Consider the following 15,863-nt stretch of genomic DNA (forward strand, 5'->3'; position numbering starts at 1 on the left):
GGGAGATCTGCCTCCTCAACGGCGACAACATCCCATTCATCGCGCGCCGCTCAAAGACTTCTTCAACAGCCTGCTAGCTCGCATTCCCGCGCCACCTGGACGGACGCCGGCGCCCGGTCGCGCGCGAACGGCACCAGCAGCAATCCTGCGATCGCCACGCAGGCAAGCATCGCCCATGCCTCGTTGACGGTGAGCGCGAGCGACGCCCGTTCGACCAGCGGCCGGACGAACGCCACCGTGGCATCGTCCGGCGGCCCCGGCGGACGGTTGATCAGCAACATCGGATCGAGCCCGATCGCCTGTGCCGCGTTCACATCGCCTGCGAGCAAGCGTGCACGAAAATCCTCGCCATAGATCGGGCTGCGCCCGAAGAGGATCGTGTCGATCAGGGCGATCCCGATCGCGCCACCCAGATTGCGCATCAGGTTGAACAGTCCGCTGGCGTCGGCAATTTCGGCCTCCGGCAGGCTGCCCAGCGCAAAACGCGTCGGCGGCAGCAGGCAAAACATGATCGCGACGCCGCGCACGACCTGCGGCCAGAGCATCTCGCCGAAATCGGCCGTACGTGGCTGGAAGGCGCTCAATCCGAGACCGAGCGCGAACAAGGCAAAGCCCGTGCCGGTCAACACCAGCGCGCCGACGCGACTTTCGAGGAAGGCCGCCAGCGGCGCGGCGACGAGCTGCGCGGCTCCCGTGACCAGCATGATGGTGCCGATCTCGAAGGCGTCATGGCGGCGGACAAAGCCGAGGAATACCGGCATCAGATAGGTCGATCCGTAGAGGCCGATGCCGAGGCAAAAGCTCAAGGCGCAACCGATCGCGAACGAGCGCCGCCGGAACAGGGTCAATTGCGCGATCGGATCCGCCGCGCGGAGCGTGCGCCGGATCAGCAGCGCCATCCCGGCAATGCTTCCGATCAGCAGGCTGAGGCAGAGCATCGAGGCCCAGCCGCGCTGCGGCGCTTCCTTCAGCCCGATCATGAAGCTTGCAAGGACCGCTGCGAGCAGGATCAGCGACGATTTGTCCAGCCTTGAGAACGCGCGAAGGTGCATCCCCTCCTTCGGAAGCAGCAACGGCGTGACCAGGGCCGCAATTATCCCCGGAACCAGATTGATCAGGAACAGCCACGGCCACGACCAGGTTTGCGTGATCCAGCCGCCGACAACGGGTCCAACGGTCGGCGCGAGCACGGCGACGGCGCCGCCGATCGTGGTGGCGACCGGATGCAGGCGCGCCGGAAACAGCGTGAACACGGCGGAGAATACCGCCGGGATCAGAACGCCGCCGGAGAATCCCTGCAGCACGCGGAACGTCAGCAGCACGGCGAAGCCGCCGCTGAAGGCGCAGCCGACGGACGCGACGATGAACAGGCTGACGGCGATGACGAACAGCCATCGCAGCGATAGCGCATGGGTGAACAGTCCGGTCAGCGGGATCGCGATCACCTCGGCGATCAGATAGGCGGTCTGGATCCAGCTCATTGCCGAAGGCGAGATCGCAAGCGCGCGCTGGATCGTCGGCAGCGAGGTTGCCACGACCTGGATGTCGAGGATCGCCATGAACATGCCGAGGCACATCAGCAGGAAGCCCGCCCAGGTCGCAGCCGATGGGCTGTCGGCTGGGTGATCTGCCCGCTCGCTCATGGCGTGCTGACGCGTGGCCAGTCGGAAACCGACAACGCACGGCTCTCGGCGCGAATTCGGACGGCGAGCACCGCACAATTGAGGACGGTGAAGATCAACGCCAATACGGGCAGGTGCAGTGCGAGCGGAAGCAGCGCGATTTCAGCGACGACGACGGCATAGTTGGGATGCGGAAAGTACCGGTACGGCCCGGATACGACCAGCGGCGCACCCGGCAACACGATGATCCGCGTGGTCCATCGCGGTCCGAGCGCGGCGAGGATCCACAGCCGCAAGCCTTGCAGTGCCACGAAAGCCGCTAATGCAGCCAGGTTGACATCCTGGTTGCGGCCCCAGATCCACAGCGCGGTCAGCCAGCCGGCGTGAAGCAGCACGATGAGCGGGTAGTGACCGGCGCCGACCTCGATCGCGCCTTGCGCCAACAGCCGCTCCGTGTTGCGACGGGACAGCGCGAGCTCGCCGAGGCGTTGCAGCGTGACCAGCGCAAGGATGACCGAGGCGAAGCTCACGCCGCGTGCCTCAGCGCAACGCAGCTGAGGGTGAAGCCTGGCCCGAGCGCGGTGAGCAGCGCGCGCGACGGCAAGCCCTTGGCGCGGGCGCGTTCGAGGACAAACAGCACCGTCGGGGCCGACATGTTGCCGCAAGCCGCGATGACATCGCGTTCGTGATCGAGCGTGCCCTGATCGAGCGCGAGCGCCCGCTCCAGCGCGGCGATGACCTTGGAGCCGCCGGGATGACAGAGGAAGCGGTCGACGTCATCGGTCGTCAGCTGCATCCGCGCGAGAATTTCGGCAACGGCGGGTCCAACATGGTCGCGGACGAAATCCGGAATGGTGCGCTGAAAGACCACGCCGAATCCTTCCGGATCGACCGTCCAGCCCATGATGCCGAGCGTATCCGGCCACAGCTTTTCGCCGGCCGCCTCGATCCGCGTCGCACCGCCGTCGCCGGCGCGCAGCACGATCGCCGCGGCGCCATCGCCGAACAGGCTGGCGGCAACGATATTCGCCTTGGTCAATTCATCATGGCGGACCGCGAGCGTGCAGAGCTCGAGCGCGACCAGCAGCACATTCGCGCCCGGCCGCGCTTGCGCCAGCCGCGCCGCGATCGAGAGGCCCGACACGCCGCCCGCGCAGCCGAGGCCGAACACCGGCACACGCGACACATCCGGCCGCAGGCCGAGCTTGCCGGCGACGCGCGCCTCCAGCGTCGGCGTGGCGATGCCGGTCGAGCACACCGTCACCACGGTATCGATGTCGCTGCCGGTCAGTTCGGCGCGCGCGAGCGCCTTGCCGGCGGCATCGACGAACAGCGCCTCCGCGCCTTCCAGGAACGCCTGCGTCCGCTCCGGCCAACCGCGCCGTTCGAGATACCATTCGATCGGCTTCACGCCATGGCGATGCTGGATGCCGGTGTTGGCGAACAGGCTGGAGAGCGTCTCGAACTCGGGATAGCGGTCGGCGAGAAGATTGCGCGCGGCCTGCAGGACTTGCCCTTGATGGAATAGATGCGGTGGAACCGCCGTCGCCATGGAAACAAGTGCGGCCGTCTGCTTGGTCTCGATCATCGTGGCTCCAGTTCCCCCGGTTGTGGAACCACGCGACGTGCAAAATATTTCAGGCGCCGGCGAGATAGAGGGAGCGCGGCAGTCACTATAAATTGACCCCGGCAGCGACAGCCGCGCCGTTCGGCAATCAGGACGCGGCGGCGCCCGGCTTGCGCAGCAGATTCCTGATGAAGCCGAGCGGCACCGGCGACAGCGGGCCCTGCGGCGCACGCGTGATCAGGGCCACAATGAACAGCGCCGCGATCGCGAGCCAGAAGCACAGCCAGAAGCCGTCAATGTAGGCGAGCGTGTTGGCCTCGCGCTGCACCAGCGCCGCCAGCCTGCCGACGGCCCGCGCCATCGCCGCCCCGACGCCGTGGCCGGAAAATTCACCGGCCAACCGCTTCAGCAAGTTCACGACGTCGACGTCGCCGTTCTGGACGTGCTGTCCGAGATAGTTCGAATGGATCTGCTCGCGAACGCGCAGCCACGTTCCCATCAGGGCCACGCCGATCTCGGCACCGCCGAGCCGCATGATCTGGATATAGGCCGCGAACGCCGTCGCCCGCGACGGATCCGAATTGGACAACGCCATGATGATGATCGGCAGCAGCGTGAACGCCTGCCCGATCGATGTGAGCAGGACGATGCCGACGAAATCCTCCCGTGCCCAGACGTGGCTCAGCTGCGTGCCCCAGAGATTGGCGGCCGCGAAGGCCGAGAATCCGAGCACCACGACGATGCGTGGATCGAGGTGGCGGAGCAATAGGATCGAGATCGGCACCAGCACGAACATCGGCAGCGCGCCGTAGATGAACAGCAGCACGCCCGACTGCTCCGGCCGAAGCGCGCCGATGGCGCCGAGGAAATTCGGCACCAGCGACGAATTCGACAGGCTGGTCAGCGTGTACAAGAGGATGACGATCAGCGAGAGCCCGATATTGCGCGAGAACAGCACGTTGAAATGCGCCCAGGGCCGGGGCGCCACCATCTCGTTGATCATGAAGGCGGTGATCAAGAGCCCGCCGCCGATCAAGAGCGCCATCACGGTGCCCGACGACAGCCAGTCCAGCCGGTTGCCCTGGTCGAGCCCGGCATAGACCATCGCGACGCCAGCGCCGAGCAGCAGCATGCCGCCCCAATCGGCATGGTGCAGCAGGTCGCGATTGACCGGCTCGTTCGGCGTGCCGAGATAGACCATCAGGCCCATCAGCGGCGCAATCACCACGCCCTGCCAATACAGCCACTGCCAACCGAGATGCTCGACATAGAAGCCGACCAGCGAGCTCGACGAGTCGAGCGCAAAGCCGACGCGGATCGAATACAACGCGATCGCCGGCACCCACCAGCGGATCGGCAGGTTGCGCAGGATAATCATCAAGGTCGCCGGCACGAAGGTGCCGAGCAGCATGCCGTGCGCGATGCTGAGCGCAATCAGCGACGTGTAGTCGTGCACGAACGGGATGGTCAACGAGACCACGGCATAGACCAGGCTCGGAATGCCGAGCACTCGGCGCAGGCCGAACACGGTGGCAAGCCAGGCGACCGCAGGCGCGACGAAGATCTGCGAGCCGATCGCCGCGGTCGAGAGCCACGCGCCCTCGTCGAAGGTGAGCGAGAACGCGCCGCGCAAATCAGGCAGCCCGACCGTGGTCAGGCGGCTGTCGAAATTCGCCAGGAACGCGCCGAGCAGCACGGCAACGACCGCGAACACCGGATAGCGCGCGACGTCGCCGCGCGAGACCGGACCGCTGTGACGGTCGTCATTATTTTCCGGCATTGGCGACCGCCTCACCGGTATTGATCCGCGTCACCACCGACATACCGGGCAGCAGACGTTCGAGCAACGGCTGGCCCTTGTCGAACTGGATGCGCACCGGAATGCGCTGCACCACCTTGGTGAAGTTGCCGGTGGCGTTGTCGGGTGGCAGCAGCGCGAATTGCGATCCGCTCGCCGGCGCGATGCGCTCGACGGTGCCGCGCAACCTCTGGCCCGAGAACGTATCCACGGTGACCTCGACCGGTTGGCCCGGTCTGACGTTGGTCAGCTGGGTCTCCTTGTAGTTGGCGATCACATAGACGTTCGGCAGCGGCACGACATTGACCAGGTTGGTACCGATGTTGACGTAGTCGCCCGGCTGCACCTGGCGCTCGCCGGTGACGCCGTCGAACGGCGCGGCGATCCTGGTGTATCCGAGCTTGAGCTTGGCCGATGCCAGCAGCGCCTTGGCGGCGTCGAGGTCGGCGGCGCGCTGCTTCTTGGTGCCTTGCAGGACCTCGAGCTGATGGCGCTGCGCGGCGATCACCGCGCGGCTGGCCTTCACGTCGGCCTGCGACTTGGCGTAAGCCGCAGTGGCCTGTTCAAGGCGCTGCAACGTGCCGGCATCGGTTTGCGACAACGAGTGCTGACGCTCTTCCTCCTGCCGCGCCAAAGTCTCCTGCGCCTCCGCGGACAGTCGCGACGCTTCAGCCTGCGCGATGGTCGCGTATTGCAGCTCGACCTGGTTGTTGAGGTTGTCGAGCGCGGCCTGCGCACCGACCACGCCGGCCTCGGCCTGCGCAACCTGCGCCCGGTAATCGGCAGGATCGATCTGCACCAGGAGATCGCCGGCCTTGACGCGCTGGAAATCGGAGACGGCGACCGTGAGCACCTCGCCTGAGACGCGGCTGGAGAGCTGGGTGAGTTCGGCCCGCACATAGGCATCATCGGTGGTCTGGATCGTGGCGGCGCCGACCCACGCGTTCCAGCGGCTGGTCGCGATCGCAACGAATGCAAGCGCTACGAGCACTGCGAACAGAGGGATAGCGAAGCGGCCCCAGAAGCCCTTCGTCGCAGATTTCGGCGTGGCTGGCGCTGCCGCCGGAGCGGCGGTGGTCTGGGTGGCTTGTGACGGACCGTCTTGAACCTGCTCTGCCACACCACACTCCCCTCAAGCACGCACCGAAACCAGGGACGAACCTAGTAACACATGATCACGACCATGGCTCAGACGGTCTTCTCCGGCCACCGGCAGAGATCATTGATCAGACATACTTCGCAACGCGGGCCGCGGGCGAGGCAGGTGTAGCGGCCATGCAGGATCAGCCAGTGATGGGCGTGCAGCATGAACTCCGTCGGGATCACCTTCTCCAATCCGAGCTCGACCTCGAGCGGCGTCTTGCCGGGCGCGAGGCCGGTGCGATTGCCGACGCGAAATACGTGGGTGTCGACCGCCATCGTGTGCTCGCCGAACGCCATGTTGAGCACGACATTCGCGGTCTTGCGGCCGGCGCCGGGCAGCGATTCGATCTCAGTGCGGGTGCGCGGCACCTGGCTGCCGAATTCGGCGATCAGCTTCTCGGAAAGTGCGATGACGTTCTTGGCCTTGTTGCGATAGAGCCCGATGGTCTTGATGTACTCGCGCACTTTGTCTTCGCCGAGCTCAACCATTTTCTCCGGAGTGTCGGCGACCTCGAATAGCGGCCGCGTCGCCTTGTTGACGCCGGCGTCGGTCGCCTGCGCCGACAGCACCACCGCAACCAGCAGCGTGTAGGGGTTGAGGTGCTCGAGCTCGCCCTTCGGCTCGGGATTGGCTTTGCGGAACCGGTCGAAGACCTCGTAGACCTCCTCCGCCGTCCATGGCTTGGGCTTTGCAGCTTTCTTGGCGGCCTTTGCCGGCGCTTTCTTTGCCGCGCGTTTGGACAGCGGCTTTGCCGCTTTCGCGACTTTCTTCTTCGGCGCCGACCGAACGCTTGGCGTGCTGGCGCGTTGAGAGCGGATGATTTTGGCCATGAACGGGATATACTGATACGTCATGACCGCAGGCAACGACTTTGATCCCGCGAGAGACGCCGAGGCGACCGGCACCGAGGCCGAGCCAAAACTGTTCTCGGCGCTGCTGACGCCGCATCGCTCGCTGAACCGCACCGGCTTCATCGTGCTGATGTCGCTCGTCACCGTGATCAGCTTCATCGCCGGCGCGGTGTTCTGGTGGCTGGGCGCCTGGCCGATCTTCGGCTTCTTCGGGCTCGATGTGCTGGTGATCTACTGGGCCTTCAAGGTCAATTTCCGCAGCGCCAGGGCGAGCGAGGAGATCACCGTCACGCCGTCGGAACTGCGGGTGCGCCGGATCAGCCACCGCGGCCATGTCGCCGAATGGGTGCTCAATCCGCTGTGGGTGCGGTTCGAGCAGATCTCGCATGAGGAGTTCGGTATCGAGCGGCTTTACCTGGTGTCCCGGGGCCGCCGGGTCAGCGTCGGCAGCTTCCTGAGCCCGGACGAAAAGGCTAGCTTTTCCAAAGCCTTGACCGCCGCGTTGAACACTGCCAAGCGCGGCCCCACTTACAACCCCATCACCTAAGCGCGCTTGTCGGAAATCGGGTGGTTTGGATGCGCCATGGCTCTTAAATCAGACACCATGATGACACTCGCCATACATGACCAGCGCCTGGCCAAGCCGGGCCTCCAGAACGCCGCGCTGCGCGACTACGATTCGGTGCGGCGCGCCATCGCGTTCATCTCGGAGCATTGGCGGACCCAGCCGACCATCGAAGCAATGGCCGATGCCGCCGCCGTCACGCCGGATGAACTGCACCATCTGTTCCGCCGCTGGGCCGGGCTGACGCCGAAGGCTTTCATGCAGGCGCTGACGCTGGACCACGCCAAGAACCTGCTGCGCGATTCCGCCAGCGTGCTCGACGCGGCCCTCGACTCCGGCCTCTCGGGGCCGGGACGGCTGCACGATTTGTTCGTCACGCATGAGGCGATGTCTCCCGGCGAATGGAAGACCGGCGGCGGCGGCATGACGCTGCGCTACGGCTTCCATCCGTCGCCGTTCGGCACCGCGATCGTGATCGCAACGGACCGCGGGCTCGCGGGGCTTGCCTTCGCCGATCCCGGCGACGAGCAGACCTCGTTCGCGGACATGAAGCGGCGCTGGCCGAACGCAACCTATGTCGAAGACACCGACGGCACCACCGCAATGGCGCAGCGCGTGTTCGATACAAGGTTGTGGCGGGCCGACCAGCCGCTGCGCGTCGTCTTGATCGGCACCGACTTCGAGGTGCGGGTGTGGGAAACGCTGCTCAAGATCCCGATGGGCCGCGCGGTGAGCTATTCCGACATCGCCTGCAACATCAACAGCCCGAAGGCCTCGCGCGCCGTCGGCGCCGCGGTCGGCCGCAACCCGGTGTCGTTCGTGGTGCCCTGCCATCGCGCCCTCGGCAAGAGCGGCGCCCTGACCGGCTACCACTGGGGCATCACCCGCAAGCAGGCGATGCTGGGCTGGGAAGCCGGCCAGGTGGGATTGCACTGATCGCCGCTAGAGCGAGACCGTACGGTCTCTCGCCGTCACCCTGAGGCGCTCGCGTAAGCGAGCCTCGAAGGGTCGACCGCCCGGCTGGTGGCCGTACATCCTTCGAGACGCGCTTCGCGCTCCTCAGGATGACGGATCACACGTTGCCTACCCCGCCAGATCGACCTTCGACGCAACGGTGGAATCGGCGTTGAGGCGATAGACCACCGGCGCGCCGGTGGCGAGTTCGCGCTTGAGGATCTGCTCCGGCGAAAGCTTCTCCAGCACCATGATCAGCGCGCGCAGCGAGTTGCCGTGGGCGGCGATCAGCGTGCGCTGGCCGCGCAGCACGCCGGGCAGGATCTCCTGCACATAATAGGGCAGCGTGCGCGCCAGCGTGTCCTTCAGGCTTTCGCCGCCGGGCGGCGGCACGTCGTAGGAACGACGCCAGATCAGCACCTGGTCCTCGCCCCATTTCTTGCGGGCATCGTCCTTGTTGAGGCCGGAGAGATCGCCGTAGTCGCGCTCGTTGAGCGCGAGATTCTTCGTGGTCGGCAGTCCGGTCTGGCCGATCTCCTCCAGCATCAGCTTCAGCGTGTGCTGCGCGCGGGTGAGGTCGGAGGTGAAGGCAACGTCGAACGACAGGTCCTGCGCCTTCAGCTTGCGGCCGGCGTCCTTGGCCTCACGGATGCCCTGCTCGGTGAGATCAGGGTCCTTCCACCCGGTGAACAGGTTCTTCAGATTCCAATCGCTCTGACCGTGACGAACGAGCACAAGAAGTCGATCACTCATTTCAGATTCCGTTTCGCGTTAGCTGGATTTGATCTCGACGAGCGATCTCAGTCACTCAACCCGAGAACGTCGGTCATCGAATACATGCCGGGCTTCTTGCCGTGCGCCCACAGCGCCGCCTTCAGCGCGCCCTGCGCGAACAGCGCGCGATCCTCGGCATGATGGGAGAGCGTGATGCGCTCCGAGGGGCCGGCAAAGATCACGCTGTGATCGCCGGCCGCGGTGCCGCCGCGCAGCGAGGCAAAGCCGATGTCGCCGGCACGCCGTGCGCCGGTCAGGCCGTCGCGGCCCCGCGCCGAGTGCTGATCGAGCGCGATCTTGCGGCCGGCGGCGGCGGCTTCGCCGAGCATCAAGGCGGTGCCCGACGGCGCATCGATCTTCTGCTTGTGATGCAGTTCGAGAATTTCGATGTCAAAGGTCTGGTCGAGCGATTGCGCGACGCGCTTGACCAGCGCCGCAAGCAGATTGACGCCGAGGCTCATATTGCCCGACTTCACCACGATGGCGCGGTTGGTGACGCTGCGGATCACCGCGTCGTCGGACGGCGACAGGCCGGTGGTGCCGATGACGTGCACGAGGCCGCGCTCGGCCGCGATCGCGACATTGGCGATGGTGGCGGCCGGCACGGTGAAATCCAGGATGCCGTCGGCGCCCGCCGACATCGACCACAGGTCGGCCGACAGTTTGACGTCATTGGCGGGAAGGCCGGCGAGCACGCCGGCGTCCTTACCGAGCAGTTCCGAGCCCGGCGCTTCCAGCGCGCCGACCAGCACCGCCCCCGGGGTTTCGGAAATCACCCGGGTCAGCGTACGGCCCATCCGGCCGCCGGCACCCGCAACGATCAAACGCATGTCAGCCATGGCTCACCTCTCCACGCGATATAGCGAGCCGTGGCAGTTCCGGCAACCGAACCGGCCGCCCGCCGGTCAGGGCTGCGGGCCGTCATAGCCCTCGATGATGATGAGGTCGGCGATCGAATGCGGCTGCCGGACCTTGATGTTGGCCTGGTATTCCGGGGAATTGTAGCAGGCCATCGCGGTTGCGTAGTCGGGGAATTCGATCACGACGTTGCGGGAGCGGCTCTGGCCCTCGACGCAGTTGAGCTGGCCGCCGCGGACCACGTAGCGGCCGCCGAATTTCTTGAAGATCGCAAGGTTGGCGACCGCGTAGGGCTTGTAGCCCTCGTCGTTGTGAACGTCGACGCGTCCGATCCAGTATCCCTTCGCCATCTGTGTTCTCCCGTGTTGTTGGTTCAGGCGAGCGCCTGGGCGATCTCGGTGTGAATGGCTTCGGCGGCGGCCTTCGGATCGGCGGCTTCCATTACCGGGCGGCCGACCACCAGATAGTCGGCGCCGGCGGCAATCGCGCGGGCCGGCGTCATGATGCGCTTCTGGTCGCCGGTCGCCGAGCCCGCGGGGCGGATGCCAGGGGTCACCAGGTTCATCTGATCGCCGACGATCTTGCGCAGGGCAGCGGCTTCCTCGGGCGAGCTGACGAGGCCGTCGACACCGAGCGCCTGCGCCTGCCTGGCACGCGCTTCGACGAGATCGGAGACGTTGAGGCGATAGCCCGCGGCGTGAAGGTCGGCATCGTCGTAGGACGTCAGCACCGTCACCGCGAGGATCTTCAGGCCGGAGCCGGCGCGGGCCTCGACCGCTGCCTTCATGGTCTGCGGATAGGCATGCACGGTGAGGAAAGTCGCGCCGAGCGAGGCGACGCTCTCGACGCCGCGCGCAACGGTGTTGCCGATGTCATGCAGCTTGAGATCGACGAAAACCTTCTTGCCGCTGCCCGCAAGCTGCTTCGCCAGCGCGAGACCGCCGGCGTAACCAAGCTGATAGCCGATCTTGTAGAAGGTGACGCTGTCGCCGAGCCTGTCGATCATCGCCTCGGCCGCAGCGACCGACGGCACATCGAGCGCCACAATCAACCGGTCTCTCGGCGCGATCCCTGGAGCGATCTTGGCTGGCTGCATGTCACCTCACATCATGCGTTGGGAATGGTCGATCAGCTGCCGCACCAGCGCGCGCATCGTGTCGATGTCGCCCTGGTGCTTCAGGTGATCCATGTCGTCATAGGCCTGCTCGGCGAATGACAGCGCGAGCTGGTTCGGGATCACGGCGGCGTGGCACGCCGACAGGATCAGGCGCAGCGCCGCCAGCGCGCGCGTGCCGCCGAGCCGGTTGCCGGATGCCGCGGCGATCGCGAACACACGCTCGCGGAATACCTGACCGCGGGCCTCGTGCGGATCCTGCACGCGGCTCACCCAGTCGATGGTGTTCTTCACCAGCGCCGGCACCGAGGAATTGTATTCCGGCGTCACGACCAGCACGCCATGATGGGCGCCGATCATCCGCTTCAGATTGACGGCGTGCTGCGGCACGCCCGATTTGGCCTGCAGGTCGCCGTCATAGATCGGCAGCGGAAAATCGCCGAGCGAAATGCGGGTGACGTCGGCCCCCAGCAGCGCGAGCTCGTGCGCCAGCACGGCTGCCAGCTTCGCATTGAGCGAGCCTGATCGAAGCGATCCCGGGATCACGAGGATTTTCAGCGCGGACATTCTGCAATCGCGGTTAGGGCGCGTGCCCGGCACGATTGCACCGAGCGGTCAGCCCTTGCGATACACCCAGACCCGCGCGGGCGGAAGGTTCATCCAGATCCGCTCCGAGGCCTCTGTGGACACGCCGGGCAGCGATTTCGGAATCGGGGGCGCCACCGAATAGGTGAACTGGACGAAGGGCGCGCCCGGTGCGAGCGCAATGAAGGCGTCGCGGATCAGCTTCAGGCGGGTCAACATCGGCTTGGTGACGAGCGGCAGGCCGGAGACCACGGCCGAGGCCGGAGACTTCATGACGTCCCACAACGTGTCGCGAAGCCTGTAGGCGTCGCCCTGGACCACCTTGGCCTGCGGATAGCGTTCGCGCAGCAACGCGCAGAAGCCGGGATTGTACTCAACCAGGACGAGACGCTTCTGGTCGACGCCGTGCTCGATCAGCGCGTTGGTGATCGCCCCGGTGCCGGGCCCAAGCTCGATGACCGGCCCTTCGGCTTCGGGATCGACATATTGCGCCATGGTGCGCGCGAGCAGCCGTCCGGACGGCATCACCGCGCCCATATGCAGCGGCTTCTCGATCCATGAACGGAGGAAACGAACCTCGTCGTCGAGACGGAGGGGCTTCTTCGACGCACGCACGGACGATTGCAGAGGCATGTCGCTACCAGGCGGGACCGCGCACAATCGAGCGGTTGTCAGAAAACAGTCATAAACACGTATAGATCGAAGTCGTTACGGTCAAGCATAACGACTGCGGCTAGACGGAGCGGCTCCCGAAGAAGTCCTTGACCTTAGAGAAGAAACCCGCTGCCTCCGGCTGGGTTGCGCCGGACGAGAGTTTTTCGAACTCCATCAGCAATTCTTGCTGCTTCTTGGTCAGATTCTGCGGCGTTTCGACCACGACCTGGACATACATGTCGCCGGTCTGACGCGAGCGAAGCACGGGCATACCCTTTGATGCGATGCGGAATCGCCGGCTGGACTGGGTGCCGGCCGGCACCTTCACCTTGGTCTTGCCCTTGTCGATGGTCGGCACCTCGAACTCACCGCCGAGCGCTGCGGTCACCATCGAGATCGGCACGCGGCAGTGCAGGTCGGCGCCGTCGCGCTGGAAGAACTGGTGCGTGGTCAGCGACAGGAAGATGTAGAGGTCGCCGGGCGGTCCGCCGCGGACGCCGGCCTCGCCTTCGCCGGCGAGCCGGATACGGGTGCCGTCCTCGACCCCCGGGGGAATGTTGACCGACAGCGTGCGCTCGCGCGTCACCCGGCCGGAACCGGCGCAGGAGGCGCAGGCGTCCTCGATCATCTGACCGCGGCCCTGACAGCCGGGGCAGGTCCGCTCCAGCGTGAAGAAGCCCTGGGCCTGCCGGATACGGCCGGCGCCGCCACAATGCGAGCAGGTCTTCGGCTTGGTGCCGGCCTTGGCGCCGGTGCCGGAGCAGGATTCGCAGGTGACCGAGACCGGGATCTCGATCTGCGCGGTCTTGCCCTGGAAGGCCTCCTCGAGCGTGATCTCCATGTTGTAGCGCAGGTCGGCGCCGCGCTCGCGGCCGCCGCTGCCGCGGCGCTGCCCGGCCATGCCGAACAGATCCTCGAAGATGTCGGAGAAGGAGGAGGCGAAGCCGGCGCCGAAGCCGGGGCCGCCACCGCCCATGCCCTGCTCGAAGGCGGCATGGCCGAAGCGGTCATAGGCGGCGCGCTTGTCGCCGTCCTTCAGCACCTCATAGGCTTCGTTGATTTCCTTGAACCGGACTTCGCTGGTGGCGTCGCCCGGATTCTTGTCCGGATGCCATTTCATCGCGAGCTTGCGGAAAGCCGATTTCAGCTTGGTCTCGTCCGCGTTCCGCTCGACCTCGAGGGTCTCGTAATAGCAGCGCTTGGTGGACATCCTTCAATTCCGTCCGAAGTTCATCGCGATCGCCGAAGATTGCGCCAGAGAATGCGCCGAGAATCGCGTCAAGGATTGCGCCTGTCTGGAAGATGCAGCGATCGCCTTAAAGAAAAATGACCCCCACTCCTCCGAGACGCTTGGCGTGCTCATTGGTGTGAGGGTCATGATCGCAAATCCGCTTAAGCAGACTTCTTGCTGTTCTTGTCGTCGTCGACCTCGGTGAACTCCGCGTCGACAACGTCATCCTTCGCAGCGTCCTTGGCCGCATCGGCCTCGGCCTGCTGCTTGTACATGGCCTCGCCGAGCTTCATCGAAGCCTGCGCCAGCGTGTTGGTCTTGGCCTTGATCGCCTCGGCGTCGTCGCCCTTCAGCGCTTCCTTGAGGTCGCTGACGGCGTCTTCGATCGCACGGCGCTCGGTGTCGGCGATCTTCGAACCGTGTTCGGCCAGCGCCTTCTCGGTCGAATGAACCAGGCCGTCGGCATGGTTCTTGGCGTCGACGGCCTCGCGGCGCTTCTTGTCCTCGGCCGCGTTGACCTCGGCGTCCTTGACCATCTTGTCGATGTCGGCCTCGGACAGACCGCCGGATGCCTGGATCCGGATCTGCTGTTCCTTGCCGGTCGCCTTGTCCTTGGCCGAGACGTTGACGATGCCGTTGGCGTCGATGTCGAAGGTCACCTCGATCTGCGGCATGCCGCGCGGAGCCGGCGGAATGCCCATCAGGTCGAACTGGCCGAGCATCTTGTTGTCGGCCGCCATTTCACGCTCGCCCTGGAAGACGCGGATGGTCACGGCGCCCTGATTGTCTTCGGCGGTCGAGAACACCTGGCTCTTCTTGGTCGGGATCGTGGTGTTGCGGTCGATGATGCGGGTGAACACGCCGCCCAGCGTCTCGATGCCCAGCGACAGCGGGGTCACGTCGAGCAGCAGCACGTCCTTGACGTCGCCCTGCAGCACGCCGGCCTGGATCGCAGCGCCGATCGCGACGACTTCGTCCGGGTTGACGCCCTTGTGCGGCTCCTTGCCGAAGAACTGCTTCACGACTTCCTGGATCTTCGGCATGCGGGTCATGCCGCCGACCAGCACCACTTCGCCGATCTCGCCGGCGGTCAGGCCGGCATCCTTCAGCGCCTTGCGGCACGGCTCGATGGTCTTCTCGACGAGATCGGCCACCAGCGCCTCGAACTTGGCGCGGGTCAGCTTCATCGTCAGATGCTTCGGACCGGTCTGGTCAGCCGTGATGAACGGCAGGTTGATTTCGGTCTGCGTGGTCGACGACAGCTCGATCTTGGCCTTTTCAGCGGCTTCCTTCAGACGCTGCAGCGCGAGCTTGTCGTTGCGCAGGTTGATGCCCTGCTCCTTCTGGAACTCGTCGGCGAGATAGCCGACCAGGCGCATGTCGAAGTCTTCACCACCGAGGAAGGTGTCGCCGTTGGTCGACTTCACCTCGAACACGCCGTCGCCGATCTCGAGGATCGAGACGTCGAAGGTGCCGCCGCCGAGGTCGTACACGGCGATCGTGCCGGACTTCGACTTGTCGAGACCGTAGGCGAGCGCGGCAGCCGTCGGCTCGTTGATGATGCGCAGCACTTCGAGGCCGGCGATCTTGCCGGCGTCCTTGGTGGCCTGACGCTGCGCGTCGTTGAAATAGGCGGGAACGGTGATGACGGCCTGCTCGACCTTCTGGCCGAGATGCGCCTCAGCGGTCTCCTTCATCTTCTGCAGGATGAAGGCCGAGACCTGCGAGGGCGAATAGGTCTTGCCGTCGGCTTCGACCCAGGCATCGCCGTTCGATGCTTTGACGATCTTGTAGGGAACGAGCTTCTTGTCCTTCTCGACCATCGGGTCGTCATAGCGGCGGCCGATGAGGCGCTTCACCGCAAAGAACGTACGCTCGGGATTGGTCACCGCCTGGCGCTTCGCCGGCTGTCCGACGAGGCGCTCGCCGTCGTCGGTGAAGGCAACGATCGACGGCGTCGTCCGCATGCCCTCGGCATTCTCGATCACCTTGGCGTTCTTGCCATCCATTACGGCGACGCACGAATTCGTGGTGCCGAGGTCGATCCCAATGACCTTACCCATGATTTTGATATCCTCTTTGCTACGGCAGGTTGGTTGGGCCCTGACGGCGCTCCGTACCGAACCCCCAGACGTTCACATACTCG

General features: G+C 65.5%; 16 protein-coding genes. 2 read left to right on the forward strand and 14 right to left on the reverse strand.

The annotated features are described in order from the left end of the window. Positions 1 to 62: 62 nt before the first annotated feature. From QMZ05_RS16510 to nth, 6 genes are all read right to left on the reverse strand, one after another. Positions 63 to 1,643, reverse strand: a complete 1,581-nt coding sequence (locus tag QMZ05_RS16510) for a DHA2 family efflux MFS transporter permease subunit (RefSeq protein WP_353701713.1) — start codon at positions 1,641 to 1,643, stop codon at positions 63 to 65. Beyond that, positions 1,640 to 2,152: an isoprenylcysteine carboxylmethyltransferase family protein gene (locus QMZ05_RS16515; RefSeq protein WP_353701714.1), complete on the reverse strand. Its 513-nt coding sequence runs from the start codon at positions 2,150 to 2,152 to the stop codon at positions 1,640 to 1,642. Before QMZ05_RS16515 ends, QMZ05_RS16510 begins: the two co-directional genes overlap by 4 nt. Beyond that, complete coding sequence (locus QMZ05_RS16520) at positions 2,149 to 3,210, reverse strand: type III polyketide synthase (protein WP_353701715.1); 1,062 nt, start codon at positions 3,208 to 3,210, stop codon at positions 2,149 to 2,151. Before QMZ05_RS16520 ends, QMZ05_RS16515 begins: the two co-directional genes overlap by 4 nt. Before the next feature lie 127 nt (positions 3,211 to 3,337). Further along, the gene (locus tag QMZ05_RS16525) at positions 3,338 to 4,969 is read right to left on the reverse strand and encodes an MFS transporter (protein WP_353701716.1); all 1,632 of its coding nucleotides are present in this window, start codon (positions 4,967 to 4,969) and stop codon (positions 3,338 to 3,340) included. Then, the gene (locus QMZ05_RS16530; protein ID WP_353701766.1) at positions 4,956 to 5,993 is read right to left on the reverse strand and encodes an HlyD family secretion protein; all 1,038 of its coding nucleotides are present in this window, start codon (positions 5,991 to 5,993) and stop codon (positions 4,956 to 4,958) included. The genes QMZ05_RS16525 and QMZ05_RS16530 overlap by 14 nt, the downstream gene beginning before the upstream one ends. A 182-nt stretch (positions 5,994 to 6,175) precedes the next feature. Continuing rightward, positions 6,176 to 6,961: an endonuclease III gene (nth, locus tag QMZ05_RS16535; RefSeq protein WP_353701717.1), complete on the reverse strand. Its 786-nt coding sequence runs from the start codon at positions 6,959 to 6,961 to the stop codon at positions 6,176 to 6,178. A gap of 22 nt (positions 6,962 to 6,983) precedes the next feature. Between nth and QMZ05_RS16540 the strand changes: the two genes are divergently transcribed. Continuing rightward, positions 6,984 to 7,529: a DUF2244 domain-containing protein gene (locus QMZ05_RS16540; protein ID WP_353701718.1), complete on the forward strand. Its 546-nt coding sequence runs from the start codon at positions 6,984 to 6,986 to the stop codon at positions 7,527 to 7,529. A 57-nt stretch (positions 7,530 to 7,586) separates the two neighbouring features. Then, positions 7,587 to 8,483 carry a bifunctional helix-turn-helix domain-containing protein/methylated-DNA--[protein]-cysteine S-methyltransferase gene (locus QMZ05_RS16545; protein WP_353701767.1) on the forward strand — a complete coding sequence of 299 codons (897 nt, stop codon included), beginning with the start codon at positions 7,587 to 7,589 and terminating at the stop codon, positions 8,481 to 8,483. Positions 8,484 to 8,630: 147 nt separating this feature from the next. Here the strand turns inward: QMZ05_RS16545 and QMZ05_RS16550 are convergent, their stop codons facing one another. The 8 genes from QMZ05_RS16550 to dnaK all read right to left on the reverse strand — a co-directional run bounded on the left by QMZ05_RS16550 (position 8,631) and on the right by dnaK (position 15,780). After that, positions 8,631 to 9,254: a 2,3-bisphosphoglycerate-dependent phosphoglycerate mutase gene (locus tag QMZ05_RS16550; protein WP_353701719.1), complete on the reverse strand. Its 624-nt coding sequence runs from the start codon at positions 9,252 to 9,254 to the stop codon at positions 8,631 to 8,633. 47 nt (positions 9,255 to 9,301) lie between these two features. Beyond that, complete coding sequence (gene dapB, locus QMZ05_RS16555) at positions 9,302 to 10,114, reverse strand: 4-hydroxy-tetrahydrodipicolinate reductase (RefSeq protein ID WP_353701720.1); 813 nt, start codon at positions 10,112 to 10,114, stop codon at positions 9,302 to 9,304. Positions 10,115 to 10,180: 66 nt separating this feature from the next. After that, positions 10,181 to 10,483 carry a DUF1330 domain-containing protein gene (locus QMZ05_RS16560; RefSeq protein WP_050424071.1) on the reverse strand — a complete coding sequence of 101 codons (303 nt, stop codon included), beginning with the start codon at positions 10,481 to 10,483 and terminating at the stop codon, positions 10,181 to 10,183. 23 nt (positions 10,484 to 10,506) lie between these two features. Beyond that, positions 10,507 to 11,229 (reverse strand): orotidine-5'-phosphate decarboxylase, encoded by a 723-nt coding sequence (gene pyrF / locus QMZ05_RS16565; RefSeq protein WP_353701721.1) that lies wholly within the window; start codon positions 11,227 to 11,229, stop codon positions 10,507 to 10,509. Positions 11,230 to 11,235: 6 nt separating this feature from the next. Continuing rightward, a complete protein-coding gene (locus QMZ05_RS16570) occupies positions 11,236 to 11,814 on the reverse strand; it encodes an NAD(P)H-dependent oxidoreductase (RefSeq protein ID WP_353701722.1) in 579 nt (192 codons plus the stop codon). Positions 11,815 to 11,862: 48 nt separating this feature from the next. Further along, complete coding sequence (locus tag QMZ05_RS16575) at positions 11,863 to 12,465, reverse strand: rRNA adenine N-6-methyltransferase family protein (RefSeq protein WP_353701723.1); 603 nt, start codon at positions 12,463 to 12,465, stop codon at positions 11,863 to 11,865. A gap of 100 nt (positions 12,466 to 12,565) precedes the next feature. Continuing rightward, on the reverse strand, positions 12,566 to 13,696 hold the full coding sequence (dnaJ, locus tag QMZ05_RS16580; RefSeq protein ID WP_353701724.1) for a molecular chaperone DnaJ: 1,131 nt from the start codon (positions 13,694 to 13,696) through the stop codon (positions 12,566 to 12,568). A gap of 182 nt (positions 13,697 to 13,878) precedes the next feature. Next, positions 13,879 to 15,780, reverse strand: coding sequence for a molecular chaperone DnaK (gene dnaK / locus QMZ05_RS16585; protein ID WP_026192053.1), 1,902 nt, complete (start codon positions 15,778 to 15,780; stop codon positions 13,879 to 13,881). Between the last annotated feature and the right edge of the window lie 83 nt (positions 15,781 to 15,863).

It is taken from the genome of Bradyrhizobium sp. INPA03-11B, from assembly GCF_040446015.1.
In the GTDB taxonomy this organism is placed as follows: Bacteria; Pseudomonadota; Alphaproteobacteria; order Rhizobiales; family Xanthobacteraceae; genus Bradyrhizobium; species Bradyrhizobium macuxiense_A.